The 24,466-nt window shown below is 52.7% G+C and carries 17 protein-coding genes and 2 tRNA genes; 11 read left to right on the top strand and 8 right to left on the bottom strand.

What is annotated here, in order from left to right; all coding sequences use genetic code 11:
• Position 1 precedes the first annotated feature (1 nt).
• Both narL and narX read right to left on the bottom strand, forming a co-directional pair.
• On the bottom strand, positions 2 to 652 hold the full coding sequence (narL, locus tag L3069_RS12315) for a two-component system response regulator NarL (RefSeq protein WP_003856701.1): 651 nt from the start codon (positions 650 to 652) through the stop codon (positions 2 to 4).
• Positions 645 to 2,441 carry a nitrate/nitrite two-component system sensor histidine kinase NarX gene (gene narX, locus L3069_RS12310; RefSeq protein WP_022648364.1) on the bottom strand — a complete coding sequence of 599 codons (1,797 nt, stop codon included), beginning with the start codon at positions 2,439 to 2,441 and terminating at the stop codon, positions 645 to 647. Before narX ends, narL begins: the two co-directional genes overlap by 8 nt.
• A 309-nt stretch (positions 2,442 to 2,750) precedes the next feature.
• Here narX and L3069_RS12305 point away from each other — a divergent pair, with 309 nt between their 5' ends.
• The 5 genes from L3069_RS12305 (at position 2,751) to narI (ending at position 11,189) form a co-directional block, all read left to right on the top strand.
• Positions 2,751 to 4,148 (top strand): NarK family nitrate/nitrite MFS transporter, encoded by a 1,398-nt coding sequence (locus L3069_RS12305; protein ID WP_022648363.1) that lies wholly within the window; start codon positions 2,751 to 2,753, stop codon positions 4,146 to 4,148.
• Between the two features lie 381 nt (positions 4,149 to 4,529).
• Positions 4,530 to 8,273 carry a nitrate reductase subunit alpha gene (locus L3069_RS12300; protein WP_038416181.1) on the top strand — a complete coding sequence of 1,248 codons (3,744 nt, stop codon included), beginning with the start codon at positions 4,530 to 4,532 and terminating at the stop codon, positions 8,271 to 8,273.
• Positions 8,270 to 9,805, top strand: a complete 1,536-nt coding sequence (gene narH, locus L3069_RS12295; protein ID WP_032624103.1) for a nitrate reductase subunit beta — start codon at positions 8,270 to 8,272, stop codon at positions 9,803 to 9,805. The genes L3069_RS12300 and narH overlap by 4 nt, the downstream gene beginning before the upstream one ends.
• On the top strand, positions 9,802 to 10,512 hold the full coding sequence (gene narJ, locus L3069_RS12290) for a nitrate reductase molybdenum cofactor assembly chaperone (RefSeq protein ID WP_022648360.1): 711 nt from the start codon (positions 9,802 to 9,804) through the stop codon (positions 10,510 to 10,512). The genes narH and narJ overlap by 4 nt, the downstream gene beginning before the upstream one ends.
• Positions 10,512 to 11,189, top strand: coding sequence for a respiratory nitrate reductase subunit gamma (gene narI, locus L3069_RS12285; RefSeq protein ID WP_038416180.1), 678 nt, complete (start codon positions 10,512 to 10,514; stop codon positions 11,187 to 11,189). The genes narJ and narI overlap by 1 nt, the downstream gene beginning before the upstream one ends.
• A gap of 211 nt (positions 11,190 to 11,400) precedes the next feature.
• Here the strand turns inward: narI and L3069_RS12280 are convergent.
• The 4 genes from L3069_RS12280 to L3069_RS12265 all read right to left on the bottom strand — a co-directional run bounded on the left by L3069_RS12280 (position 11,401) and on the right by L3069_RS12265 (position 13,110).
• Positions 11,401 to 11,485 (bottom strand) — tRNA-Tyr (locus tag L3069_RS12280).
• A gap of 34 nt (positions 11,486 to 11,519) precedes the next feature.
• A tRNA-Tyr gene (locus tag L3069_RS12275) sits at positions 11,520 to 11,604 on the bottom strand.
• Positions 11,605 to 11,761: 157 nt separating this feature from the next.
• The gene (gene purU, locus L3069_RS12270; RefSeq protein ID WP_003856715.1) at positions 11,762 to 12,604 is read right to left on the bottom strand and encodes a formyltetrahydrofolate deformylase; all 843 of its coding nucleotides are present in this window, start codon (positions 12,602 to 12,604) and stop codon (positions 11,762 to 11,764) included.
• A 41-nt stretch (positions 12,605 to 12,645) separates the two neighbouring features.
• Positions 12,646 to 13,110, bottom strand: a complete 465-nt coding sequence (locus tag L3069_RS12265; RefSeq protein ID WP_038416179.1) for a YchJ family protein — start codon at positions 13,108 to 13,110, stop codon at positions 12,646 to 12,648.
• Positions 13,111 to 13,223: 113 nt separating this feature from the next.
• Here L3069_RS12265 and rssA point away from each other — a divergent pair, with 113 nt between their 5' ends.
• The 3 genes from rssA to galU all read left to right on the top strand — a co-directional run bounded on the left by rssA (position 13,224) and on the right by galU (position 16,334).
• On the top strand, positions 13,224 to 14,126 hold the full coding sequence (gene rssA / locus L3069_RS12260) for a patatin-like phospholipase RssA (RefSeq protein WP_022648357.1): 903 nt from the start codon (positions 13,224 to 13,226) through the stop codon (positions 14,124 to 14,126).
• An 89-nt stretch (positions 14,127 to 14,215) separates the two neighbouring features.
• Entirely contained in the window at positions 14,216 to 15,229 is a 1,014-nt protein-coding gene (gene rssB / locus L3069_RS12255) for a two-component system response regulator RssB (RefSeq protein ID WP_003856721.1), read from the top strand.
• 199 nt (positions 15,230 to 15,428) lie between these two features.
• Entirely contained in the window at positions 15,429 to 16,334 is a 906-nt protein-coding gene (gene galU / locus L3069_RS12250) for a UTP--glucose-1-phosphate uridylyltransferase GalU (RefSeq protein ID WP_022648355.1), read from the top strand.
• A gap of 201 nt (positions 16,335 to 16,535) precedes the next feature.
• Here the strand turns inward: galU and hns are convergent, their stop codons facing one another.
• The gene (gene hns / locus L3069_RS12245) at positions 16,536 to 16,949 is read right to left on the bottom strand and encodes a histone-like nucleoid-structuring protein H-NS (RefSeq protein WP_003856724.1); all 414 of its coding nucleotides are present in this window, start codon (positions 16,947 to 16,949) and stop codon (positions 16,536 to 16,538) included.
• 550 nt (positions 16,950 to 17,499) lie between these two features.
• Here hns and tdk point away from each other — a divergent pair.
• A complete protein-coding gene (tdk, locus tag L3069_RS12240; protein WP_038416178.1) occupies positions 17,500 to 18,114 on the top strand; it encodes a thymidine kinase in 615 nt (204 codons plus the stop codon).
• 67 nt (positions 18,115 to 18,181) lie between these two features.
• Here the strand turns inward: tdk and adhE are convergent, their stop codons facing one another.
• Complete coding sequence (gene adhE / locus L3069_RS12235; RefSeq protein ID WP_032624107.1) at positions 18,182 to 20,863, bottom strand: bifunctional acetaldehyde-CoA/alcohol dehydrogenase; 2,682 nt, start codon at positions 20,861 to 20,863, stop codon at positions 18,182 to 18,184.
• A 480-nt stretch (positions 20,864 to 21,343) separates the two neighbouring features.
• Between adhE and L3069_RS12230 the strand changes: the two genes are divergently transcribed.
• Both L3069_RS12230 and oppA read left to right on the top strand, forming a co-directional pair.
• A complete protein-coding gene (locus L3069_RS12230; protein WP_017384236.1) occupies positions 21,344 to 21,991 on the top strand; it encodes a YchE family NAAT transporter in 648 nt (215 codons plus the stop codon).
• A 769-nt stretch (positions 21,992 to 22,760) separates the two neighbouring features.
• The gene (gene oppA / locus L3069_RS12225) at positions 22,761 to 24,392 is read left to right on the top strand and encodes an oligopeptide ABC transporter substrate-binding protein OppA (RefSeq protein WP_023300277.1); all 1,632 of its coding nucleotides are present in this window, start codon (positions 22,761 to 22,763) and stop codon (positions 24,390 to 24,392) included.
• Positions 24,393 to 24,466: the final 74 nt, after the last annotated feature.

Below are 24,466 nucleotides of genomic sequence, written 5' to 3'. Positions count from 1 at the left end.
GTTAAAAAATGCGCTCCTGATGCACCCAGACGGCGGCTTCGACGCGGGATTTTAACTTCATTTTCTTCAGCATGTGTTTGACATGCACTTTGACCGTGCTCTCGGTGATGTCCAGACGGCGGGCGATCATTTTGTTCGGCAGACCCTGAGCAATCAGCTTCAGAATGTCGCGCTCGCGCGGGGTCAACTGGCTGACGTCACGGTCAGACGTGGCGCGGTTCGCACGCAGGCTGGCGGCCAGTACCGGCGTTAACGCTTCACTCAGCACCATCTCGCCTGCGGCAGCCTGTTGCAGCGCCTTGAGCAGATCTTCTGGCTCCATATCTTTCAGCAGATAGCCGTCTGCCCCCCGCTTGAGGGCGGTGACCACGTCTTCTTCATGGTTTGAGACGCTGAAGACCACCACCCGGCCAGAGAGGGATTTCTCCCGCAGCTTGTCGAGGGTTTCCAGGCCATTCATGCCCGGCATGTTGAGATCGAGCAAGATCAAATCAGGATCGAGCGATTCGGCAAGTTCAATACCCTGTTCGCCGTTGCTGGCTTCCCCGACGACGGTGATATCGGGCGCCATGCTGACAAGCTGTTTAACGCCAGTGCGCAGCATCGGATGATCGTCAATCAACAGGATAGATGCCGGTTCCTGATTAGTCATGGTTTTCTCCTTGAGCAGTTATGAGGGGCTTTTCGGGTATAAAGGTGACCACGACTTCGGTGCCACCTGACTCTCCCCGGCGAACCTGGCAATCACCGCGCAGGCTTTGCGCGCGGTCTCGCATGATGATTAAACCATAATGGTTCGTTCGTTCGGCATTTTCCGGCACGCCGCGGCCGTTATCCTGAACCCTGAGCTTCACCTGATTATCCTGGCAGCTGACGGTGACCGTGACGGCCGTCGCCTCGGCATGCTTAAGCACGTTGCTCAGGGCTTCACGGGCAATTTGCAGCACATGGATCGCCTGGTGAGAGGGGACAAAACGCGGTGGCAACTGGTAATCCAGCTTCACCGGGAAGCCCAGCCTGGCACTAAATTCCTGACAGCTGGACTCCAGCGCAGGGCGTAGCCCCGGCTCGGTGAGCTGTAAACGGAAGGTGGTCAGCAGCTCGCGAAGCTGAATCCACGAGGTGTTAAGCTCGTTGCGGATCTGGCTGAGCAGCTGTTTGCTGCTCTCGGGCATGCCTTCGTCCTGCATTTGCAGGCAACTCACCTGCATCTTCATGCAGGAGAGGGACTGGGCGATGGAGTCGTGCAGCTCGCGGGCGATGGTGGCGCGCTCCTCCATCACGATCAGCTGCTGCTGTTTCTCCTGGTGACGGTCGAGCGCCAGCGTGGCCGTGAGCTGCTCTACAAGAGTATCGACCAGCTGCTGCTGGTCGTGGCTCAGATGACGTCCGGCGGGCAGGGTGGCCAGCAAAATACCGTACTGGGTATGGCTGTCCATCAGCCGCCACTTGAGGGTCGTGCCGCTGGTGGTAAGCGGCGGCAAGCCGCGCGGGCACAGATGACACCCTTTATCGTCGCAGGAGATGTCCGACTGACAGGTAAATTCCTGATGGTTTTCCTCATCTTCAACGTCGTAAACCCGTAGCTCAAGATCGTGGAGCAGAGTCAGGTTTTGCAGGCCGTTCAGTACCGGCGAGAGACGCTCGCAAAGCGGTACCTGCATATGCAGGCGACGGTTCGCCTGCCAGAGGAAAGAGAGGATCTCGTTTTTCTGCTCAAGCCCGGCGGTTTTCTCCTGGACGCGTTTTTCCAGTACCGCGTAGCTTTCAGATAGTTCCGCCGACATGGTGTTGAGCGCCTCGCCGAGCATCGCCATTTCGTTGCGCCCGCTGATGTGCGTGCGTTGGGTAAAATCGCGCTGTGTGACGGCGCGGGCCATCGCCAGGAGTTGCTTCCAGGGGTTAAGCAACCGCGCGCGCAGCCAGATAACCGTGAAAATCAGCAGCAAACCCATAAACAGCGCCATTGCGCGGTGAACCATCACTACGCGGTCAATGCGTAACTCTGTGGTGCGATCGAACGAGGAGACGAGATGATCGATGCGTGACACAAACCCGGCGACATCCTGGGCGACCGTTTCCCGGTCTTCCGCCCGCTTTAACCCGGGCTCCAGCTGAGTATGCCAGTAGCCCTGAAGCGCCTTAAGCTGAGATTGCTGGCCGTCACGGATGGCGGCTCTTTCCAGTTCAGGGCTGAATGCGGTACGCTCCATTTCGTCGATAAGCGGTTGGTCAGCCTGCGTCAGCGGCACCGACGCCAGCAGCCGGTAACTCTGCATACGTAGCGAGCCTGCCTCGTTGATGGCATGCGCATTACCCTGCACACCCTGTACCAGCCAGCCAGAAATAGCCATGCCGGTCACACCGATAGCGGTGGACAGCAGAACAATAAGCGCCAGCTGGTTAACCAGCGTCAGCGGAGATAAACATCTTTTTAACATAGAGTTGCCGGGCTCCTGACGTGACCTGATTGCAGGAATGGCGCTATTCTGGTGCATACCCTGGAGTATACCCATACCAATAAAGGATTACCTCTAAATTGCCAGAGAGGTAACGGTTAGTGGGTGGACGAAGCAGGGATGCGTCAGCACCGTGAAAAACCACACCTTTTTTACGATTTGCATCTACTCATTAAGAGTGATGGCTTTTTTTTCGCCGCAAAACCTCCCACTTTTCCTTTGATTTATATCAACTTACCGCCGCCCTAAAGCCCTAATGTTTGCAGCATCATTCGAGAATCAGAGGTGTCTATGAGTCACTCTTCCGCTCCCGAAAGGGAAACTGGTGCCGTTATTACAGACTGGCGTCCAGAGGATCCGGCGTTCTGGCAACAGCGCGGCCACCGTATAGCAAGTCGTAATCTGTGGATTTCCGTGCCATGTCTGTTACTGGCGTTTTGCGTCTGGATGTTGTTCAGTGCGGTTGCGGTTAACCTGCCAAAAGTGGGCTTTACCTTTACCACCGATCAGCTGTTTATGTTGACTGCGTTGCCGTCGCTTTCAGGCGCACTGCTGCGCGTTCCTTACGCGTTTATGGTGCCGGTCTTTGGTGGTCGTCGCTGGACGGCTTTCAGTACCGGGATCATGATCGTGCCGTGCGTGTGGCTCGGTTTTGCGGTGCAGGATACCTCTACACCGTTTAGCGTGTTTGTGATTATCTCTCTGCTGTGCGGCTTTGCGGGGGCGAACTTTGCGTCCAGTATGGCAAACATCAGCTTCTTCTTCCCGAAAGCGAAGCAGGGTGGTGCGCTGGGCATTAACGGCGGTCTGGGTAACATGGGCGTGAGCGTGATGCAGCTGATTGCTCCGCTGGCGATCTCGGTCTCCATCTTTGCGGCCTTTGGCGGCGGCGGTGTGACGCAGCCCGACGGTTCAGTGCTGTTCCTGCAAAATGCCTCCTGGATTTGGGTACCGTTCCTGGTGGTCTTTACCCTGGCGGCATGGTTCTTCATGAACGACCTGTCCGCGTCCAAAGCGTCCCTGAGCGAGCAGCTGCCGGTTCTGAAACGTGGCCACCTGTGGGTAATGGCATTGCTGTATCTGGCGACCTTCGGCTCGTTCATCGGTTTCTCCGCAGGCTTTGCCATGCTGTCGAAAACCCAGTTCCCGGACGTACAGATCCTTCAGTTTGCCTTCTTCGGTCCGTTTATTGGCGCGCTGGCACGTTCGCTGGGCGGGATGATCTCCGACCGTCTGGGCGGAACGCGCGTTACGCTGGTGAACTTTGTATTGATGGCCATCTTCTGTGCGCTGCTGTTCCTGACGCTGCCTGCGGGTGGTGAGGGAGGTAACTTCTTTGCCTTCTTCGGCGTCTTCATGGTGCTGTTCCTGACCGCCGGGCTGGGCAGTGCGTCTACTTTCCAGATGATCTCTGTCATCTTCCGCAAGCTGACCATGGACCGCGTGAAAGCGCAGGGCGGGAGCGACGAGCAGGCGATGCGTGAAGCCGCCACCGATACCGCTGCGGCGCTTGGGTTTATCTCTGCGATTGGCGCGATTGGCGGCTTCTTTATTCCAAAAGCGTTCGGTATCTCACTGGATCTGACCGGCTCTCCGGCGGGTGCGATGAAGGTATTCCTCGTCTTCTATATCGCCTGTGTGGTCATCACCTGGCTGGTATATGGCCGTAATACCAAGAAAAACAAGTAAGCTTGATTATCCGTTTGCGCGGCCTGAGTGCCGCGCTTTTTTTAATCGCTTAATAGTTACAACATACTAATAGCGTTTCCCGTAGTCGCACGCAGGTAACGCTGTGATCGCCATCGCTTTACAGGTGTCTCTACCCCTTAATACCTAAGATGTTAAATTTTGCTCCGCTTATTGTACGATAAATAAAATATATCCATATAAATCATTAAGTTAAAAAATATTAACAGCTACCGCTTTGGTGGTATTTGATCTAATACCCCCCCTCAGAGACCCCCTCCGTCTTGATCGTTATCAATTCTCACCATCTTTCATAGCGTTACCTTCGCTGCAAATCAGCAATGTCGATTTAGAGAGCCACAGGCTCCACACAGGAGATACCCGATGAGCAAATTTTTGGACCGGTTTCGCTACTTCAAACAGAAGGGTGAAACTTTTGCCGATGGGCACGGCCAGGTTCTGGATACCAACCGGGACTGGGAAGACGGTTACCGTCAACGCTGGCAGCATGACAAAGTTGTCCGTTCTACCCACGGTGTAAACTGCACTGGCTCATGTAGCTGGAAGATTTTCGTTAAAAACGGTCTGGTGACCTGGGAAATGCAGCAGACCGACTATCCGCGTACCCGTCCGGATATGCCGAACCATGAACCGCGCGGCTGCCCGCGTGGGGCCAGCTACTCCTGGTATCTCTACAGCGCCAACCGTCTGAAATACCCGCTGATGCGTAAACGCCTGATGAAAATGTGGCGTGAAGCGAAAGTGCAGCACAGCGATCCGGTTGATGCCTGGGCATCCATCATCGAGGACGCCGACAAAGCGAAAAGCTTCAAACAGGCGCGTGGTCGCGGTGGTTTCGTTCGTTCTTCCTGGAAAGAAGTGAACGAGCTGATTGCGGCCTCCAACGTCTATACCGTGAAAACTTACGGTCCTGACCGCGTGGCAGGCTTCTCGCCAATCCCGGCAATGTCGATGGTCTCTTACGCCTCCGGCGCGCGCTACCTTTCACTTATCGGCGGTACCTGTCTGAGCTTCTACGACTGGTACTGCGACCTGCCGCCAGCGTCGCCGCAGACCTGGGGCGAACAGACCGACGTGCCGGAGTCCGCTGACTGGTACAACTCCAGCTACATCATCGCCTGGGGCTCTAACGTTCCGCAGACCCGTACCCCTGATGCGCACTTCTTTACCGAAGTACGTTACAAAGGGACCAAAACCGTTGCCGTGACCCCGGACTACGCCGAAATCGCCAAACTGTGCGACCTGTGGCTGGCACCGAAACAGGGTACTGATGCCGCCATGGCGCTGGCGATGGGCCACGTCATGTTGCGTGAATTCCACCTCGACAAGCCAAGCCAGTATTTCACCGATTACGTGCGTCGCTACACCGACATGCCAATGCTGGTGATGCTTGAAGAGCGTGACGGCTATTACGCCGCTGGCCGTATGCTGCGTGCTGCGGATCTTGTGGACGCGCTGGGTCAGGAAAACAACCCGGAGTGGAAAACGGTCGCCTGCAACAGCAACGGCGAGCTGGTGGCGCCAAACGGTTCTATCGGCTTCCGCTGGGGAGAAAAAGGCAAATGGAACCTGGAACAGCGTAACGGCACCACGGGTGAAGAGACAGAACTTCGCCTCAGCATGCTGGGCAGCCAGGACGAAATCGCCGATGTCGGCTTCCCGTACTTTGGTGGTGAAGGTTCCGAGCACTTCAACAAGGTTGAGCTGCAAAACGTTCTGATGCACAAACTGCCGGTTAAGCGCCTGCAACTGGCGGACGGTTCTACCGCTCTGGTCACTACGGTCTACGATCTGACCATGGCGAACTATGGCCTGGAGCGCGGTCTGAACGACGAAAACTGCGCGACCAGTTATGACGACGTGAAGGCTTATACACCAGCCTGGGCGGAGCAGATCACCGGTGTGCCACGCGCCCAAATCACCCGTATCGCCCGCGAATTTGCGGAAAACGCAGACAAAACTCACGGTCGCTCCATGATCATCGTCGGTGCCGGTCTGAACCACTGGTATCACCTCGATATGAACTATCGCGGCCTGATCAACATGCTGATCTTCTGCGGCTGCGTCGGGCAGAGCGGCGGTGGCTGGGCGCACTACGTGGGCCAGGAAAAACTGCGTCCGCAGACCGGCTGGCAGCCGCTGGCGTTTGCCCTTGACTGGCAGCGTCCGGCTCGTCACATGAACAGCACCTCCTACTTCTATAACCACTCCAGCCAGTGGCGCTACGAGACGGTGACCGCGCAGGAGCTGCTGTCTCCGATGGCAGATAAATCCCGCTACAGCGGCCATCTGATTGACTTCAACGTGCGCGCTGAACGCATGGGCTGGCTGCCGTCTGCACCGCAGTTGGGCACTAACCCGCTGCGCATTGCGGAGGCGGCGAAGAAAGCGGGCATGTCACCGGTGGACTACACCGTGAAATCGCTGAAGGATGGCTCAATCCGTTTTGCGGCAGAACAGCCTGAGAACGGCAAAAACCATCCGCGTAACCTGTTCATCTGGCGCTCCAACCTGCTGGGTTCGTCCGGTAAAGGCCATGAGTACATGCTGAAATACCTGCTCGGTACCGAAAACGGTATTCAGGGTAAGGATCTCGGCAAGCAGGGCGGCGTGAAGCCAGAAGAAGTTGAATGGAAAGACAACGGTCTGGACGGCAAGCTGGATCTGGTGGTAACGCTGGACTTCCGTCTGTCCAGTACCTGCCTGTACTCCGATATCGTGCTGCCTACCGCCACCTGGTACGAAAAAGACGACATGAATACGTCGGATATGCATCCGTTTATTCATCCGCTGTCTGCGGCCGTTGACCCGGCGTGGGAATCAAAAAGCGACTGGGAAATCTATAAAGACATCGCGAATAAATTCTCCGAAGTCTGTGTAGGGCACCTGGGCAAAGAGACCGACGTGGTGACGCTGCCAATCCAGCACGACTCCGCTGCCGAACTGGCGCAGCCGCTTGACGTGAAGGACTGGAAAAAAGGCGAATGCGATCTGATCCCGGGTGTGACCGCGCCGCACATTATTCCGGTTGAACGTGATTACCCGGCTACGTACGAGCGCTTTACCTCTATCGGTCCGCTGATGGAGAAGATCGGTAACGGCGGTAAAGGCATCGCCTGGAACACCCAGAGCGAAATGGACCTGCTGCGCAAGCTCAATTACACCAAAGCAGACGGCCCGGCCAAAGGCCAGCCAATGCTGAACACGGCAATTGATGCAGCGGAAATGATCCTGACCCTGGCACCGGAAACCAATGGCCACGTGGCGGTGAAAGCGTGGGCGGCTCTGAGTGAATTTACCGGCCGTGACCATACGCATCTGGCGAAGAATAAAGAAGAAGAGAAAATCCGCTTCCGCGATATTCAGGCTCAGCCGCGCAAGATTATCTCCAGCCCGACCTGGTCTGGCCTCGAAGATGAACATGTGTCCTATAACGCCGGATACACCAACGTTCACGAGCTGATCCCATGGCGCACGCTCTCTGGCCGTCAGTCTCTGTATCAGGATCACCAGTGGATGCGTGACTTCGGTGAAAGCCTGCTGGTTTACCGTCCGCCAATCGATACCCGCTCCGTGAAAGCGGTGATGGGGGCGAAATCAAACGGTAACCCTGAGAAGGCGCTGAACTTCCTGACGCCGCACCAGAAGTGGGGTATCCACTCCACCTACAGCGACAACCTGCTGATGCTGACGCTGTCACGCGGGGGGCCGATTGTCTGGATGAGCGAAGCGGACGCCAAAGATCTGGGTATCGAAGATAACGACTGGATCGAAGTGTTCAACGGCAACGGTGCCCTGACGGCACGTGCGGTGGTGAGCCAGCGTGTACCAGCCGGGATGACCATGATGTACCACGCGCAGGAACGTATCGTTAACCTGCCGGGTTCAGAGATCACCGAGCAGCGCGGCGGTATTCACAACTCTGTGACCCGTATTACGCCGAAACCGACGCATATGATCGGCGGCTATGCCCAGCTGGCCTACGGCTTTAACTACTACGGCACTGTAGGATCAAACCGCGATGAGTTCGTGGTGGTACGTAAGATGAAGAATATTAACTGGTTAGATGGCGAAGGTAATGACCAGGTACAGGAGAGCGTAAAATGAAAATTCGTTCACAAGTCGGCATGGTGCTGAATCTGGATAAATGCATCGGCTGTCATACCTGCTCAGTCACCTGTAAAAACGTCTGGACCAGCCGTGAAGGTATGGAGTACGCCTGGTTCAACAACGTGGAAAGTAAGCCGGGCACCGGCTTCCCGACCGACTGGGAAAACCAGGAGAAGTGGAAGGGCGGCTGGATCCGTAAAATCAACGGCAAACTGCAACCGCGCATGGGTAACCGTGCGATGCTGCTCGGTAAAATCTTTGCTAACCCGCATCTGCCGGGCATCGACGATTACTACGAGCCGTTTGATTACGACTATCAGAACCTGCACAACGCGCCGGAAAGCAAACACCAGCCGATCGCCCGTCCTCGCTCGCTGATCACCGGTAAGCGCATGGACAAAATTACCAGCGGTCCAAACTGGGAGGAAATTCTGGGCGGCGAGTTCGAAAAACGCGCCAAAGACCAGAACTTCGAGAACATGCAGAAGGCGATGTACGGCCAGTTCGAAAACACATTCATGATGTATCTGCCGCGCCTGTGCGAACACTGCCTTAACCCGGCGTGCGTGGCGACCTGCCCAAGCGGCGCCATCTACAAGCGTGAAGAAGATGGCATTGTGCTGATCGACCAGGACAAGTGCCGCGGCTGGCGTATGTGCATCACCGGCTGCCCGTACAAAAAAATCTACTTTAACTGGAAGAGCGGTAAGTCTGAGAAGTGTATCTTCTGCTACCCGCGTATCGAAGCCGGTATGCCGACCGTCTGCTCTGAGAGCTGCGTAGGGCGTATCCGCTACCTCGGCGTGCTGCTGTACGACGCGGATGCGATTGAAAATGCCGCAAGCACTGAGAACGAGAAAGATCTGTATCAGCGTCAGCTGGACGTCTTCCTCGATCCGAACGATCCGAAGGTGATCGAGCAGGCGCTGAAAGACGGTATTCCGCAGAGCGTGATTGACGCCGCACAGCAGTCCCCGGTGTACAAAATGGCGATGGACTGGAAGCTGGCGCTGCCGCTGCACCCGGAATACCGCACGTTGCCGATGGTCTGGTACGTGCCGCCTCTGTCTCCTATTCAGTCTGCGGCTGACGCAGGTGAACTGGGCAGCAACGGCATTCTGCCGGACGTGGAAAGCCTGCGTATTCCGGTTCAGTATCTGGCCAACCTGCTCACCGCAGGGGATACCCAGCCGGTGCTGCTGGCGCTGAAACGTATGCTGGCGATGCGTCACTTCAAACGTGCGGAAACCGTTGACGGCGTTAACGATACCCGCGCGCTGGAAGAGGTCGGCCTGACCGAAGCGCAGGCGCAGGAGATGTACCGCTATCTGGCAATCGCTAACTACGAAGATCGTTTCGTGGTGCCGAGCAGTCACCGCGAGCTGGCTCGCGAGGCCTTCCCGGAGAAAAGTGGGTGTGGCTTTACCTTTGGCGACGGTTGCCACGGGTCAGACAGCAAATTCAACCTGTTCAACAGCCGCCGCATCGACGCGATGGATGTGACCAGCAAAACGGAGCCGCACCAATGATTGAACTCGTCATTGTTTCGCGTCTGCTCGAGTACCCTGATGCTGCGCTTGTGCAGCATCAGCAGGAACTCTTTGATGCACTCGCGTCATCTGAAAACCTGGATAAAGAGGATGCCCAGACGCTGGGCATTTTCCTCCGCGACCTGCTGGCGCGCGATCTTCTTGATGCGCAGGCGGACTACAGCCAGCTGTTTGACCGTGGTCGTGCCACGTCTCTATTGCTGTTCGAACACGTTCACGGTGAATCCCGCGACCGTGGTCAGGCGATGGTGGATCTGATGGCCCAGTACGAGCAGCACGGTTTGCAACTCGACAGCCGCGAGCTGCCGGATCACCTGCCTCTGTACCTGGAATATCTGGCGCAGCTGCCGAAAGAGGAAGCGCTGGGCGGGTTGCAGGACATCGCTCCCATTCTGGCGTTGCTCGGCGCGCGTCTCCAGCAACGTGAGAGCAATTATGCTGTCCTGTTCGATCTGCTGGTGAAACTGGCTAACGCCTCGGTTGACAGTCAAAAAGTGGCGGAAAAAATTGCGGATGAAGCCCGTGACGACACCCCACAAGCACTGGATGCCGTCTGGGAAGAAGAGCAGGTGAAATTCTTTGCTGACCAGAGCTGTGGCGAATCTGAAATCTCCGCGCATCAGCGTCGTTTTGCCGGAGCGGTGGCTCCGCAATATTTGAATATCTCTAACGGAGGACAGCACTAATGCACTTCCTGAATATGTTCTTCTTTGACATTTACCCGTATATCGCGGGCACCGTGTTCCTGGTGGGAAGCTGGCTGCGTTATGACTATGGCCAGTACACCTGGCGTGCTGCCTCCAGCCAGATGCTGGATCGTAAAGGGATGAACCTGGCGTCAAACCTGTTCCACATCGGGATTTTGGGTATTTTCGCCGGTCATTTCCTGGGGATGCTGACGCCGCACTGGATGTACGAAGCGTGGCTGCCGATTGAAGTGAAGCAGAAGATGGCGATGCTCGCCGGTGGCGCCTGCGGCGTGATGACCCTGGTGGGTGGGCTGCTGCTGCTGAAACGTCGTCTGTTCAGCCCACGCGTGCGGGCTACCACGACCGGAGCGGACATCCTGATCCTCTCCCTGCTGATGGTGCAGTGTGCGCTGGGTCTGCTGACCATTCCATTCTCTGCGCAGCATATGGACGGCAGCGAGATGATGAAGCTGGTGGGATGGGCGCAGTCTGTCGTGACCTTCCGCGGTGGTGCCTCTGAGCATCTGGACGGCGTGGCGTTCATCTTCCGCGTTCACCTGGTGCTGGGTATGACCCTGTTTGTGCTGTTCCCGTTCTCTCGCCTGGTGCACATCTGGAGTGCGCCGGTGGAGTACCTGACGCGCAAATATCAGGTTGTGCGTGCCCGTCGGTGATTCGCTGTATTAATACAACCCCGCATTTGCGGGGTTTTTTTTGTCCCCGATCCAGGGGGGCGTGCGGATGCCGGGTGGCGGCTGCGCCTTACCCGGCCTACGGAATTCACTATGCTCGGATCGAACCCTGGTCGAAGCTTCTCATCTTTCCCCGCATGGGAGAACCATGGGGCATTGTGCTTTTGGAGAGTGCTAAAGAATCTGGAAGTGATGGTGGTGGGGGAAGGATTCGAACCTTCGAAGTCGATGACGGCAGATTTACAGTCTGCTCCCTTTGGCCGCTCGGGAACCCCACCAGGGGTAATTCATATTTTGAGGTAAAGCTGGAGATGGTGGTGGGGGAAGGATTCGAACCTTCGAAGTCGATGACGGCAGATTTACAGTCTGCTCCCTTTGGCCGCTCGGGAACCCCACCACGGGGTAATGCTTTTAACTGGCCTGCTTCCTGTTGGAAGCGGGGCGCATCATATCAAATGAGACGCCCCTGTAAAGCATTCCTTTAGGGAAATGAAGCTGTTTGCCTGCTTTTTATCCGTAAAGGCGTAAAGCTAATCAATTCATTTTCCGAAGGATTAAAGAATAATCGTTCTGTTGCCGTACACAAAGACGCGCTGAGCAAGTACCTGATAAAGCGCACGGCTCAGTACGTTCTTCTCAACGTCACGGCCAGCTCGCATCATATCTTCTGCCGTGTAGGTGTGATCCACGTGGATCACGTCCTGCATGATGATTGGGCCTTCGTCCAGATTATCATTCACGTAGTGCGCGGTTGCGCCAATGATCTTCACCCCACGCTCGTACGCCTGGTGGTACGGACGCGCGCCAATAAAGGCTGGCAGGAAGGAGTGGTGGATGTTGATAATTTTGTTCGGGAAGCGCGCCACGAAGGATGGCGTCAGCACGCGCATGTATTTTGCCAGCACCACGTAGTCCGGGTTATGTGCTTCAATCGCAGCAGCCATCAGGTTGTCGTGCTCTTCGCGGGTATGACCTTCATGGCTGACCAGTTCAAACGGAATGTCGAAACGTTCAACCAGCGTACGCAGCGTCTCGTGGTTGCCAATGACGGCGGCAATTTCGACGTCCAGGCCACCGTAGTTGGCTTTCATCAGCAGATCGCCCAGGCAGTGCGCCTCTTTGGTGACCAGAATGACAATGCGGCGACGACCCGCCGGGTTTAGCTCGCGCACCGAGCCTTCCGGCAGGGCGCTGTCCAGATCGGCAAGCAGGGTTGTGTCGTTGAAAATACCTTCCAGCTCGGTACGCATAAAGAAGCGACCGGTACGGTGGTCAACGAACTCGTTGTTCTGCACGATATTCAGTTCATGCTTGTAGCAAATGTTGGTAATTCGTGCGATCAGTCCTTTTTGATCGGGACAGATAGTGCGCAGAACTTTACGTTGTAATGATTGCATCGCCGGGAAATCCTGTTTATGTATTTGCGAAGTCTGAGTTGTCAGGCATTACTGCCGCAACACTTTTTAAATTTTTTTCCTGAACGACAGGGGCAGGGATCGTTACGACCGAATTGCGGACGTGTGCCGTCAATATAATACCATTGCCCGCTGTCCTTTAAGAACCGTGAGCGTTCAATGATGGCGCCGGGTTTGTTTTGTTCGCTAAAGCGGGCGACAAAACTGACATAGCCCTCGTTGGCATCGCGGCCGGGAGCGGCATCAAAGACGGTAAGGCCCAGCCAGACGGTGTTGGCAAATCCGGCTTCAATCTCTTGTCGAAAATCGGCAGCATCACAGGACGGATGCCAGGTTTTAATCAGGTAGTCTGCGTTTTTGATCACAAAAGCAGTATACCGCGAGCGCATAAGGTGTGACGGGTCTGGTGCAACCTGCTCGCCAGAAAGATATCGCTGGCAACATAGGCTATACTCCAGAGCGCTACCACAGGGGCAGAGTTGAGACACGATTCTCTTCCTGGAACAAAAAATAAGGCGTTAAACGCTTAAGGTAGCAATATGTTAACTGAGCAGGTGCGTTGACGCTATGTCGGGAATCCAGGGGAAGTAAAACAGGGCTAATGAGAAAGGTAAAAATTGGACTGGCGTTGGGCTCAGGTGCAGCCCGGGGTTGGTCACATATTGGCGTTATCAATACCTTAAACCAGATGGGGATTGACGTTGATATTGTCGCAGGATGTTCTATCGGGTCGCTGGTCGGATCCGCGTACGCCTGCGGTAAGCTCCCGCAGCTTGAAAGCTGGGTGCGCTCCTTTAGTTACTGGGATGTACTGCGCCTGATGGATCTCTCCTGGCAGCGTGGCGGCCTGCTGCGCGGCGAACGCGTATTCAATCAGTTTCGTAAGATAATGCCCCTCGCTGACTTCAGCCACTGCCAAATGCCTTTCGGTGCCGTTGCAACCAACCTCAGTACGGGCAGGGAGTTATGGCTCACCGAAGGGGATATTCATCTCGCCGTTCGCGCATCCTGTAGCATGCCTGGGTTAATGGCACCTGTGCCTCATAATGGCTACTGGCTCGTTGATGGTGGCGTGGTGAATCCTGTCCCCATCTCTCTGACGCGCGCCATGGGGGCAGATATCGTCATTGCAGTGGATTTGCAACACGACGCTCATCTTATGCAGCAGGATTTGATGCCAGTTAATCTTCAGAGCGATGATGCGGAAGAAGAGAAACTTGCCTGGCATGCGCGTTTACGCGGCAGAATAGGGCGCCTGACTGCCCGTCGCACGGTGACCGCGCCGAACGCCATTGAAATCATGACGACCTCCATTCAAATTCTTGAGAATCGCCTGAAGCGAAACCGTATGGCTGGCGATCCTCCGGATATTCTTATTCAGCCCTATTGTCCACAAATCTCTACCCTTGATTTCCACCGGGCTGAGGCCGCCATAGCAGCGGGCTCGTTAGCCGTCGAAAAGAAAATAGATGAACTGTTGCCTTTTGTGCGTACAGCACGTTAAGCACTTTTTTGATTACTTCAGCAAAATCTGACAGGCGATAGTACCAATAGCATGCCACTATTGAGTAACTGTCAGCCAGGGGAGGAACCATGACACAGCCATTGGCCGGAAAACATATTTTGATAGTAGAAGACGAGCCCGTTTTCCGATCGCTACTGGATTCGTGGTTATCCTCACTGGGTGCAACCACGTCCCTTGCCGAAGATGGCGTCGAGGCACTGGAAAAAATGGCCAGCATGGCGCCTGATTTGATGATCTGCGATCTCGAGATGCCGCGCATGGACGGATTAATGCTGGTGGAAAACCTGCGTAACGAAGGTTATCAGACACCGATACTGGTGATCTCGGCAACCGAAAATATGGCGGATATTGCTAAGGCGTTGCGTTTGGGTGTGCAGGATATCCTGCTCAAACCGGTTAAAGATTTAAACCGACTGCGTGAAACGGTGTTGGCCTGCCTGTATCCCAATATGTTTAATTCCCGGGTGGAAGAAGAAGAACGTCTTTTCCAGGACTGGGATGCTTTAGTCAGTAATCCGCTCGCGGCCGCGAAGCTGCTTCAGGAACTTCAGCCGCCGGTGCAGCAAAATATCTCTCATTGCAGAGTAAATTATCGCCAGCTGGTAGCGGCTGACCAGCCTGGACTGGTGCTGGATATTGCGCCGCTATCAGATTCCGACCTCGCTTTTTATTGCCTGGATGTTACCCGAGCGGGAGATAACGGCGTTCTGGCGGCCTTATTACTCCGTGCGCTGTTTAATGGATTGCTACAGGAACAATTATCCCATCAGGGGCAACGACTTCCTGAGTTAGGCAGTTTACTAAAACAGGTCAACCAACTTTTTCGCCAGGCCAATTTGCCGGGGCAGTTCCCGCTTCTGGTTGGCTATTATCACAGCGGGTTGAATAACCTTATTCTGGTCTCTGCTGGATTAAATGCCACGCTGAATACCGGCGAACACCATATACAGGTGAGTAACGGTGTGCCGTTGGGAACGTTGGGTAATACTTACCTTAATCAAATTAGCCATCGCTGCACCTCCTGGCAGTGCCAAATTTGGGGTGCCGGTGGGCGGTTACGCTTAATGTTGTCCACAGAGTAAGCAGTCAGATTTTATTTTTCAGATTGCTTTACCTGTGTTTTTGCTGACAGTGCTACTATCGCTGCAAGTTTCATGCGTATTTGTCTTAATTGATCGGCAACGCGTTCTTTTCAGACCCGTATTAGTGGCTGAGACTGTATACTCAACGCGTTATTCAATGCATAAAAGTTCAAAACTTGAACAGTTCAGGAGAATTTCAATGGCTGCCCTAAATTCGAAAGTCAGAAAGGCCGTTATCCCGGTGGCGGGATTGGGTACCAGGATGTTGCCAGCGACGAAGGCAATCCCAAAAGAGATGCTGCCTCTGGTTGATAAGCCATTAATCCAGTATGTCGTGAATGAGTGTATTGCGGCAGGTATCACCGAAATTGTACTGGTGACGCATTCATCTAAAAACTCTATCGAAAACCATTTCGATACCAGTTTCGAACTCGAAGCAATGCTGGAAAAACGCGTAAAGCGCCAGCTGCTGGAGGAAGTGCAGTCTATTTGCCCTCCACACGTTACCATTATGCAGGTTCGTCAGGGCCTGGCGAAGGGCCTGGGGCACGCAGTATTGTGTGCACATCCGGTAGTGGGTGATGAGCCGGTCGCGGTTATTCTGCCAGACGTGATCCTTGATGAGTATGAGTCCGATCTTTCCCAGGAAAACCTGGCGGAAATGATTAAACGCTTCGACGAAACCGGCAGCAGCCAGATTATGGTTGAGCCAGTCGACGATGTGACTGCTTACGGTGTGGTTGACTGCAAAGGTGTTGCCCTGCAACCTGGTGAAAGCGTACCGATGGTTGGCGTTGTTGAAAAACCTAAAGCGGACGTCGCGCCGTCTAACCTTGCTGTCGTTGGCCGTTACGTACTGAGTGCTGAAATCTGGGCGCTGCTGGCCAAAACGCCTCCGGGTGCGGGCGATGAAATCCAGCTGACGGATGCTATCGATATGCTGATAGAGAAAGAGACCGTGGAAGCCTACCATATGAAAGGTAAGAGCCATGACTGCGGTAATAAGCTCGGTTATATGCAGGCATTCGTCGAATATGGCATTCGCCATAACAGCCTGGGTGAAGAATTTAAAGCCTGGCTCAAAGGTAGCGTGGGTATTAAGTAATAAACTCACGGACCAGTGAACAAGACCGGTGTGGCGATGCCCACCGGTTTTTTTATGCCTGTCGATCCGTAATTGGCTGGAGATTGTCAAGGACGTTAAATAGTGAGCCAGGCAATATGACAGAATGTAAGGAGATGTTTGGGGAATATTATGGGCATAAAAAATCCCGCATTAAGCGGGATTTTTCAGAATCTTTCCAGATTAATCCTTGATCAGGAAGTCATCCAGTTGTTTACCTTGTTCGTCCATAGCTTTCTTGATTACAGCAGGAGTACGACCCTGGCCGGTCCAGGTTTTCTCTTCGCCGTTCTCGTCGATGTAGCTATATTTAGCAGGACGTGCTGCGCGTTTTGCTTTGGTACCGGTTTTAGCCGCAGCCATGCTGTTCAGCAATTCGTTTGGATCGATACCATCGGCAATCAGCATTTCGCGATACTGTTGCAGTTTACGTGTACGTTCTTCGATTTCAGCCGCTGCTGCGCTTTCTTCTTCACGACGTTCGTTAACGACAACTTCTAATTTTTCGAGCATCTCTTCAAGCGTTTCGAGGGTACATTCTCTTGCCTGCGCACGAAGAGTACGGATGTTGTTCAGAATTTTAAGTGCTTCGCTCATTGTAGTAATCTCAAACTTATAATGGGGGTGGGTTTGTTGTCCTAATAATAGAGCGTTAATTTCACTTGTGCAATAGGTTGGAATGTAAGGAATTCAAAAAATACAAAATTAATGACGCTATTATTAATTACGCTAACTAAAATTTCATTGTTTGCTGGGGCGATGAGATATCGTTTCAAACGGCAAAAGCGCGTCATTTGCATGTTTGTTTTGTGACTTTTACCTCAGGAATTATAGTTGCGGTTGATAAATATCAGCCTTTCGTATTACTCCGGCTAAGCGCAGCGAACAGAAGAATAGTTAATAAATAGTGAATTTTAAAGATTGCAGAAGCCACTATAAAAAGAAGTGTTATCTCCGGTGTCGAGCTCGCCTTATTGTCCGTGCTAAAAGCCTTTACTGTCTGTTTTAACGCATTATTTTGCGCTATCAACGAAGAGTTTATTGGTGCAGAACAGCCTGGAGCACGCAGCCCGCCGCTGATGACAATACAAAATATGGTACAATGATCCATCGGGAATATTACACATTGATTAGGGTTCTTCGGCCAATGGCACAACTTTATTTCTACTATTCGGCAATGAATGCAGGGAAATCGACGGCGTTACTGCAATCCTCATACAATTATCAGGAGCGGGGGATGCGTACCGTTGTTTATACCGCCGAAATCGACGATCGCTTTGGGGCAGGGAAGGTAAGCTCAAGAATAGGGCTCTCGTCGCCTGCAAGGCTGTTTAACCCTGAAACGGACCTGCTTGAGGACATTCGTGCCCAGCATGCCTCTAAGCCTATCCATTGCGTGCTGGTAGATGAAAGCCAGTTCCTGACCCGTGAGCAGGTCCATGCGCTTTCAGAGGTCGTTGATGAGCTGGATATTCCCGTTCTTTGCTATGGATTACGCACTGACTTTCGCGGTGAGTTATTTGCCGGTAGCCAGTATCTGCTCGCCTGGTCGGATAAGCTGGTTGAGCTGAAAACTATCTGCTTTTGTGGCCGCAAGGCAAGTATGGTTCTTCGCCTGGACCAGTCGGGTAAGCCTTATGCTGATGGCGAGCAGGTTGTGATAGGGGGCAATGAACGTTATGTCTCGGTCTGCCGCAAGCATTATAAAGAGGCGCTGGCTGTAGGCTCGCTGACGGCGTTACAGGGCGACAATCGCAAATAAAAAAATGTCTTACGGATCCTCAGATATAAAAAAACCCGCCAGCGGCGGGTTTTTTTCACACTGTCAATCAAGCATTTTTCTTCGCTTTCTTGTCAGCCTTTACAACTGCGGGGATGTCAACTTTTACGGCAGCGACATCGCTTTCAGTGAAGTTACGACCGTAATAGGTATCCAGCAGGATCTGTTTCAGTTCGGAAATCAGTGGGTAGCGCGGGTTAGCACCAGTACACTGGTCATCGAATGCATCTTCAGACAGCTTATCTACGTGAGCGAGGAAGTCAGCTTCCTGAACGCCTGCTTCGCGGATAGATTTAGGAATACCCAGTTCAGCCTTCAGGCTTTCCAGCCATGCCAGCAGTTTCTCGATCTTCGCTGCAGTACGGTCGCCTGGTGCGCTCAGACCCAGGTGATCTGCGATTTCAGCGTAGCGACGACGAGCTTGCGGACGGTCGTACTGGCTGAATGCAGTCTGCTTGGTTGGGTTGTCGTTGGCGTTATAGCGGATAACGTTGCTGATCAACAGGGCGTTCGCCAGACCGTGAGGAATGTGGAACTGTGAACCCAGCTTGTGCGCCATGGAGTGACAGACACCCAGGAAGGCGTTAGCAAATGCAATGCCCGCGATGGTTGCCGCACTGTGTACACGTTCACGTGCTACAGGGTTTTTCGAACCTTCGTTGTAAGAAGCTGGCAGGTTTTCTTTCAGCAGTTTCAGTGCCTGTAAAGCCTGACCGTCAGAGAACTCAGAAGCCAGTACGGAAACGTAAGCTTCCAGGGCGTGAGTTACCGCATCCAGACCACCGAACGCACACAGTGATTTCGGCATTTCCATGACCAGGTTGGCGTCAACGATAGCCATATCTGGCGTCAGTGCGTAGTCAGCCAGCGGATATTTCTGACCCGTTGCGTCATCAGTCACAACAGCAAATGGCGTCACTTCTGAACCGGTACCGGAAGTGGTGGTGACGGCGATCATTTTCGCTTTCACGCCCATTTTCGGGAACTTGTAGATACGTTTACGGATATCCATAAAGCGCAGCGCCAGTTCTTCGAAGTGGGTTTCCGGATGCTCGTACATGACCCACATAATTTTCGCGGCGTCCATTGGGGAACCGCCACCCAGTGCGATGATCACATCAGGTTTGAAGGAGTTAGCCAGTTCAGCGCCTTTACGTACAACGCTCAGGGTTGGGTCAGCTTCAACTTCAAAGAAGACTTCAGTTTCGACGCCAGAAGCTTTCAGAACAGAGGTGATCTGGTCTGCATAGCCATTGTTGAACAGGAAACGGTCAGTCACGATGAGCGCACGTTTGTGGCCATCAGTAATCACTTCGTCCAGCGCGATTGGCAGAGAGCCGCGGCGGAAGTAGATAGATTTCGGAAGTTTGTGCCACAACATGTTTTCAGCTCGCTTAGCAACGGTTTTCTTGTTGATCAGGTGTTTTGGACCAACGTTTTCAGAGATGGAGTTACCACCCCAGGAACCACAACCCAGAGTCAGGGAAGGTGCGAGTTTGAAGTTATACAGATCACCGATACCACCCTGAGAAGCAGGGGTGTTGATCAGGATACGTGCCGTCTTCATCTTCTGACCGAAGTAAGCAACACGCTCTGGCTGGTTATCCTGGTCGGTGTACAGGCAAGAGGTGTGGCCGATACCGCCCATCGCCACCAGCTTCTCTGCTTTTTCTACCGCGTCATCGAAATCTTTCGCACGGTACATTGCCAGTGTCGGGGATAGTTTTTCGTGAGCAAACGGCTCACTTTCATCAACGACTTTCACTTCACCAATCAGAATCTTGGTGGTAGCAGGGACGCTAAAGCCGGCGAGTTCAGCGATTTTATACGCTGGCTGACCTACGATAGCTGCGTTCAGTGCACCATTTTTCAGAATCACGTCCTGAACGGCTTTCAGTTCTTTACCTTGCAACAGGTAGCCGCCGTGGCTGGCGAAACGTTCACGAACGGCGTCGTATACCGAATCAACCACGACAACAGACTGTTCAGATGCACAGATAACGCCGTTATCGAAGGTTTTCGACATCAGCACAGAGGCAACTGCACGCTTGATATCTGCCGTTTCGTCGATCACAACAGGAGTATTACCTGCGCCTACGCCGATGGCTGGTTTACCGGAGCTGTATGCTGCTTTAACCATACCAGGACCGCCGGTCGCCAGGATTAGGTTAATGTCCGGGTGATGCATCAGGGCATTGGACAGTTCAACAGAAGGTTGGTCGATCCAACCGATCAGATCTTTTGGCGCACCCGCAGCAATGGCAGCCTGAAGCACGATATCCGCTGCTTTGTTGGTGGCGTCTTTCGCACGTGGGTGCGGGGAGAAAATGATTGCGTTACGTGTTTTCAGACTGATAAGAGATTTGAAGATGGCGGTAGAGGTTGGGTTAGTGGTTGGAACGATACCGCAAATAATGCCGATGGGTTCAGCGATAGTGATGGTGCCAAAAGTGTCGTCTTCTGACAGCACACCGCAGGTTTTCTCATCTTTATAGGCGTTGTAGATATACTCTGAAGCAAAGTGGTTTTTGATCACTTTATCTTCAACGATACCCATACCGGATTCGGCAACGGCCATTTTAGCGAGAGGGATTCGAGCATCTGCAGCAGCCAGAGCGGCCGCGCGGAAGATTTTATCAACCTGTTCTTGGGTGAAATTGGCATATTCACGCTGGGCTTTTTTCACGCGCTCGACGAGGGCGTTCAGTTCAGCGATATTGGTAACAGCCATAATGCTCTCCTGATAATGTTTAAACTCTTTTAGTAAACCAGCGCTCGATACGTCTGACAGTATAGTCAGAGCCGATCCCACTTGCGTAACACACAGTAAAACAAAGGATTACTCACTGCTTCCGCTCACTAATTTACTAAAAGAGCCTTACCTTAGCATCATACCTTTTTGATAGGTGATCTCCCTGGCGGCGTAACCAAGATTACTCACTTCTGAGTACGAAAATTATGATCAAGATCAATTTTGTCCTAAGCTGATACCTTTCAGCAGGGTTATTTTGTGCTAATTATTCCAGTGTTAAATAATTAAGTAACTATTGGAAGTGGCGCTATCATTGATTATACAAATGTTTAACATCATGAATTGATAACGTTTTAGAACAGATTTCTGGTGAAGTGTGCGGCTAAAAAGCGTATCTTCAGCGCGGATTTATCATTACACGCTGTCTCTCCCTGACCATGCTCAATTGCGGAGCTTAATGTGATTCAAACGCTCTTTGATTTCCCTACATATTTCAAGTTTTTTATTGGCTTGTTTGCCCTGGTCAACCCGGTAGGGATTATCCCTGTCTTCATCAGTATGACCAGTTATCAGACAGCTGCCGCGCGAAATAAAACCAACCTGACGGCAAACCTGTCGGTGGCGATTATCTTGCTTACGTCTCTTTATCTGGGGGACGCCATTCTTCAGGTCTTCGGCATCTCGATTGATTCGTTCCGAATAGCAGGCGGGATCCTGGTGGTGACGATTGCCATGTCGATGATCAGCGGCAAGCTGGGGGAGGATAAACAGAACAAGCAGGAAAAATCAGAGACAGCTATCCGCGAGAGCATCGGCGTGGTGCCACTGGCACTGCCGCTGATGGCGGGCCCGGGGGCAATCAGCTCTACCATTGTATGGGGAACACGCTATCACAGCCTGATGCACCTGATTGGCTTCTCTGTCGCCATTGCCCTGTTCGCACTTTGCTGCTGGGGCGTATTTCGTATGGCGCCATGGCTGGTTCGCTTGCTGGGACAAACGGGCATCAACGTGATTACCCGTATCATGGGTCTGTTGTTAATGGCGTTAGGCATCGAATTTATCGTTACCGGTATAAAAAGTATATTCCCCGGATTAGTACACTGACTTTCGTTTGAAAGAGCGGAGCCAGCGGCTCCGTTTTTTTACGTGAATATCAGCAAATCATATAAATAAAGTTGAAATACGCACCAGCCATAATAAGTTCTACTAATAACCCTCTTTTGTTGATTTTCAAGAGGTTGTTTATTTTCAGTTTGCTTCTCTGCCCATAAATCCTTCAAACGCTCTGTTATTTTACTCACATGATACTCTGGGGCTTGCTGACAGATAACCGAAATGATATTAGTAATTTCGACGCTGACCCAGACGAATGTGCTAAATAATAACCAGATGTTAAATTTTCGTGAAAAATCGTTCGAATTTGTCATGTCATCGCACCAGTCACGAGAGAACTCTACAACTGAATGTATTGTAAGGGTTTTACTTGTTTTTGGCGTGAAAGGTGGTCGGCGGCATAGCTACGCCTGACTCCGTAAAAGAGAAATGCTTAACAAATTTGCAAAATGTATTGGCGAGAGTTGGCACCATTTGGTACTTTCCGGCCTTATATTTTGCGGCATTAAACAAGTTGATGAGAACTATTTTCATATAGACCTCACTTAAGCTTTCCAGCACACCTCACTGACAGGGGAGAGGTGTAAAGAATCGACGCAAGATCGCCGTACGAGCGGTCAGTAATAATGAAGTCGATGATAGCAAGAAGTAAAAAAAGAACCTGACAGCAGCAAAAAAAACTCCTGCGCTGTACAGGCCCCAACAGGGGATTACACAACTGGCGAAGGCCAGTCATAATAATGAGTGGAGTATCAACACAATGTCCATCATCACAAAAAAAAGTCTGGTAGCGGCGGGGATTTTAACTGCGCTAATCGCGGGCAACGCTGCAATGGCTGCGGACGTTCCTGCTGGTGTTCAGCTGGCTGAGAAGCAAACGCTGGTACGTAATAACGGTGCGGAAGTGCAGTCTCTTGATCCGCACAAAATTGAAGGTGTTCCAGAGTCTAACGTTAACCGCGATCTGTTTGAAGGTCTGCTGGTGACTGACGTAGACGGCCACCCGGCTCCGGGCGTGGCGGAAAAATGGGACAACAAAGATTTTAAAGTCTGGACCTTCCATCTGCGTAAAGATGCCAAATGGTCTGACGGTACGCCGGTTACCGCCGAAGATTTCGTCTATAGCTGGCAGCGTCTGGCGGATCCGAATACCGCCTCCCCGTACGCGAGTTACCTCCAGTATGGCCATATCGCCAATATTGATGACATCATCACGGGTAAAAAGCCAGTAACCGACCTGGGCGTAAAAGCCATCGATGCCAACACTTTTGAAGTGACGTTGAGCGAACCTGTTCCGTACTTCTATAAGTTGCTGGTTCACCCGTCCGTTTCTCCGGTACCAAAATCCGCGGTAGAAAAATTTGGTGAAAAATGGACGCAGCCTGCGAATATCGTGACCAACGGTGCATATAAGCTGAAGGACTGGGTCGTTAACGAGCGTATGGTGCTGGAGCGCAACCCGCAGTATTGGGATAATGCCAAGACGGTTATCAATCAGGTCACCTACCTGCCAATCTCTTCTGAGGTAACGGACGTAAACCGCTACCGCAGCGGCGAAATCGACATGACCTATAACAACATGCCGATTGAACTGTTTCAGAAGCTGAAAAAAGAGATCCCGAAAGAAGTTCACGTCGATCCGTATCTGTGCACCTACTATTATGAAATTAACAACCAGAAAGCACCGTTCACCGACGTACGTGTTCGTACCGCACTGAAGCTGGCTCTGGATCGCGACATTATCGTGAATAAAGTGAAGAATCAGGGCGACCTGCCGGCTTACAGCTACACCCCGCCTTACACCGACGGTATGAAGCTGGTTGAACCTGAATGGTTCAAATGGTCCCAGGAAAAACGTAACGAAGAAGCGAAAAAGCTGCTGGCTGAAGCGGGCTATACCGCCGACAAGCCGCTGACGTTTAGTCTGCTGTACAACACCTCCGATCTGCATAAAAAACTGGCTATTGCCGTCGCGTCAATCTGGAAGAAAAATCTCGGCGTGAACGTGAAGCTGGAAAATCAGGAATGGAAAACCTTCCTCGATACGCGCCATCAGGGAACCTTTGACGTGGCACGTGCAGGATGGTGTGCGGACTATAACGAACCGACCTCATTCCTGAACACCATGCTCAGCGACAGTTCGAACAATACCGCACACTATAAGAGCCCGGCGTTTGATAAGCTGATTGGCGATACCCTGAAAGTGGCAGATGACGCCCAGCGCGCCGATCTGTACGCGAAATCAGAACAACAGCTCGATAAAGACTCTGCGATCGTTCCGGTTTACTACTACGTTAACGCCCGCCTCGTGAAACCATGGGTAGGGGGTTATACCGGTAAAGACCCGTTGGATAATATTTCCGTTAAGAATCTTTATATTATCAAGCATTAATGGCAATACGTGGGGCGAGCGAGCTTGCCCCACTGTGTCTATTTTGTAACATTCATCAGGCACACGCCAGAAGG

The organism is Enterobacter cloacae complex sp. ECL411 (assembly GCF_021869665.1).
In the GTDB taxonomy this organism is placed as follows: Bacteria; Pseudomonadota; Gammaproteobacteria; order Enterobacterales; family Enterobacteriaceae; genus Enterobacter; species Enterobacter intestinihominis.
Note: the sequence above shows the minus strand (reverse complement) of the source record. Positions and strands in the feature narration are given on the sequence as shown.